This window comes from Phytobacter sp. V69 (assembly GCF_965644215.1).
Classification (GTDB): Bacteria; Pseudomonadota; Gammaproteobacteria; order Enterobacterales; family Enterobacteriaceae; genus Phytobacter.
Window position 1 is genome coordinate 1 of record NZ_CBFFRL010000475.1, and the last position, 764, is coordinate 764.

Consider the following 764-nt stretch of genomic DNA (forward strand, 5'->3'; position numbering starts at 1 on the left):
AGCGACTGCTGGCGGTACTGCTGCGTGCGGTGGTCGTAGTAATGGTGTATCACTGCGCCGCCGCTGTAGTGCCTGAGCTTCGCCGCTGACACCGGCGGTCGCTTCAGGTAGCGGCCCAGGTATTTGACGCTCCGCCAGGCGCCCCGGGTCTTCTTCGCAAAGTGCACCTTCCAGCGGCGCCCGTACTGCGCCTGCAGATAGCGCTGCCACTGCTTTTTGTCGCGGATATGCCCCAGCCCCGGCAGGTTGCCGGGATTTATCAGGTCATGGCTGTGGCGCAGCAGGCGGATGACGGCTCCGCGCCAGATTTCCTCGACAGCATGCTTCTTAAAGAAGAGGTCGCGCCAGACGCCATGCCTGATATCCAGCCCGCCGCGGGTGACGGAGAGGTGAATGTGTGGGTGCTGATTGAGCTGACGGCCGTACGTATGCAGGGCGCAGAAGATACCGACCTCCACGCCCTGTCTGCGGGCCCAGCGAAGCATGGCGCGGGGGGCGGCGCGGAAGAGAGCATTCAGTAATGGCCAGTTGTTGTTGAAAAAGGGCCAGAGCAGGTGGGGCATGGTAAAGGTAATGTGCTGCCAGTCGCAGTCGGGGAGAATGTGGCTCTGCTGCGATACCCATTGCTCCGTGGCTTTGAAGCCGCAGGAGCTGCAGGCCTTTGATTTGCAGCTCTGGCAGAAAAAGCGGGAATGGGTGCAGTCCGGCGATGCGCAGCAGAAGCGGCGAACGCCCATGGTCGTGGTGCCGCAGGCGAGCATGCG

At 62.7% G+C, this 764-nt stretch carries 1 protein-coding gene; it reads right to left on the bottom strand.

What is annotated here, in order from left to right:
• The coding region (locus ACSZPU_RS26075) for an IS91 family transposase (protein ID WP_499004517.1) at positions 1 to 764 on the bottom strand (764 nt) is incomplete at both ends.